This window comes from Streptomyces sp. NPDC059456 (assembly GCF_042750055.1).
Lineage (GTDB): Bacteria > Actinomycetota > Actinomycetes > Streptomycetales > Streptomycetaceae > Streptomyces.
Genome location: NZ_JBHYVA010001033.1, coordinates 1 through 1,934, shown reverse-complemented (window position 1 = coordinate 1,934; position 1,934 = coordinate 1). Strand labels below are relative to the sequence as shown.

3 protein-coding genes are annotated in these 1,934 nt (G+C 74.0%); 1 reads left to right on the top strand and 2 read right to left on the bottom strand.

Annotation, left to right across the window (positions count from 1 at the left end; genetic code table 11):
• Nucleotides 1–14: 14 nt before the first annotated feature.
• Nucleotides 15–695, bottom strand: a complete 681-nt coding sequence (locus tag ACFXA3_RS41850) for a hypothetical protein (protein WP_385196644.1) — start codon at nucleotides 693–695, stop codon at nucleotides 15–17.
• A gap of 47 nt (nucleotides 696–742) precedes the next feature.
• Here ACFXA3_RS41850 and ACFXA3_RS41845 point away from each other — a divergent pair, with 47 nt between their 5' ends.
• Nucleotides 743–931: a DUF5703 family protein gene (locus tag ACFXA3_RS41845; RefSeq protein WP_054223753.1), complete on the top strand. Its 189-nt coding sequence runs from the start codon at nucleotides 743–745 to the stop codon at nucleotides 929–931.
• Between the two features lie 42 nt (nucleotides 932–973).
• On the opposite strand, the gene ACFXA3_RS41840 is transcribed toward ACFXA3_RS41845, so the two are convergent.
• Nucleotides 974–1,774, bottom strand: a complete 801-nt coding sequence (locus ACFXA3_RS41840) for a chaplin family protein (protein WP_385196642.1) — start codon at nucleotides 1,772–1,774, stop codon at nucleotides 974–976.
• Between the last annotated feature and the right edge of the window lie 160 nt (nucleotides 1,775–1,934).

The window sequence follows — 1,934 nt, the reverse complement described above, 5'->3', positions numbered from 1 at the left end:
AGGACCGGGCGGGATCAGGCGGGGGTCAGCCCCGGCGCGGTCGCCTGACCGCCGATACCGCCGGTGCCGTCGGTCTCCTCGTCGTCGAAGTCGTCGGCCTCCTCGTCGAAGACGGAGCTGACGTCGAAGCGGTGCAGCACGTCCTGCGGGTCGGTGTGCCCGAAGGGGGAGCCGAGCCACTCCCCCGGCTCCGCGACCTCCTCCGAGGCGGCGATCCAGAGCGTGGAGTCTCCCTCCTCCAGACCGAACTCCTTGTAGCGGGAGGCGATCTCGTCGGGCTCGTACTCCCCGAAGAGCACGCCCAGCGCACCGGCGGTGCCGCCGTCGTGGACGAGCTCGGCCTCCCGGTCGTGCGCGGCGACCCGCTCGGCCTGGGCGATCAGCCGGGGCGGTTCGACGACGGCGTAGTCACGGCGGATGAGCACGCTGAACGCGGTGGGCTCGGCGGGCCCGGTGTACGGGACTCCGTCCTCGGGCGTGGGGATCTCGAAGGGGGTGACCTCGTCGTACCGGTCGTAGAGGAGTTCGTCGTACTCCTCCGCTGCGGCGGCGAGTTCGTTGAAGGCGGCGTAGACGGCCGGGTCCTCGTCCCCGTTCCTGCTCTCGACCGCGGCGAGGTGACGGTCGAGAGCGGCCTTGACCGCCTCGGCGGCGGCGCGTACCTCGGCAACACTGGGCAGAGCGGCATCAGACATAGTGCAGACGCTATCCGTAGCAGGCCTGTGCCCGCACAATAGATTCGATGCCGGAATACGAATTTGTCGACGTGTACGTGCCCCGCGGTGTGCCCCGCAAGGAGGCGACCCGCCTGCTCACCGAACATGCCGAGTACGGGAACTGGGAACTCGACCGGCTCTCCCTGCATCGGGACGGCAGCCGTCGGGTCCGGCTGCGCCGGAGAATCATCCGTCAGGTCCGCGCCACCTGGTGACGCGGGCCCCGGGGTCGGGGCCCGCGCCGTGAGGGGCTCCGGTCAGGCCGCGTTGCGGGCGCGGCGGTAGAGCACGGCGCCGGCCAGCAGCGTGCCGGCGGCGAGGGCGCCGACGCCGAGGACGTCACCGGCCCCGGTGGCGGCCAGCCCGGCCTGCCGGGCGGGCGTGATCCCCTGGCCGGGGTGCGTGACGGGCGTCCCGCTGCCCGTACCGGGCCCGGTACCGGGCGCACCCGGATTGCCGGGCTGACCGGGCGTGCCGGGGTTGCCGGGCGTACCCGGAGTACCGGGCTGGCCCGGGTGGCCGGGCTGACCGGGCGTGCCCGGCGTTCCCGGGTTGCCGGGCTGACCAGGTGTGCCGGGGTTGCCAGGCTGGCCCGGAGTTCCGGGGTGGCCGGGCGTACCCGGGTTGCCGGGGTGGCCGGGCGTTCCGGGGTTGCCGGGGTGTCCCGGGTGGCCGGGCGTACCGGGGTTGCCCGGGTGGCCGGGGTGGGCCGGCTCGTCGTCGTCGCACGGCTCGTCCGGCTCATCGGGCCCGCCGGGCTGTCCCGGCTGGCCCGGGTGTCCCGGCTGCCCGGGGTGTCCCGGGTGGCCGGGCTGGTTCGGTGTCGCCGAGTGCTGGTAACAGCCGTTCCCGAAGGCCGGGTTGAGCAGTCCCACGACCGAGATGGTGTTGCCGCAGGCGTTCACCGGAGCGTCCACGGGCGCCTGGACGGAATTCCCGGACAGCACGCCCGGAGAGTGCGCGGCGTGCCCGGACGCGCCGGAGTCCGCATGTGCGTAACCCCCACCCAGCGCGAGAACACCTCCCGCGGCCGCCATGATGCTCAGAGTCTTGCGCATGTGTGTCATCCCCCTGCTGTGTACGAACACCGGGCTCCAAAGCCCGGCGGGGGGCGGGGCGGGGCGGGGGTCGGAGGGGGGGGCCCCCGCGGCAACAAAAGGCAGGGTGGGAGCGGGCGTGGGTGGCGGGGGGGGGCAGGTGCGACGGCACTGGGGGGGT

Excerpts from the sequence above, each read along its gene's own strand:
- ACFXA3_RS41840 (WP_385196642.1), bottom strand. The coding sequence starts at position 1,774 with ATGCGCAAGACTCTGAGCATCATGGCGGCCGCGGGAGGTGTTCTCGCG.
- ACFXA3_RS41845 (WP_054223753.1), top strand. The coding sequence starts at position 743 with ATGCCGGAATACGAATTTGTCGACGTGTACGTGCCCCGCGGTGTGCCC.
- ACFXA3_RS41850 (WP_385196644.1), bottom strand. The coding sequence starts at position 695 with ATGTCTGATGCCGCTCTGCCCAGTGTTGCCGAGGTACGCGCCGCCGCC.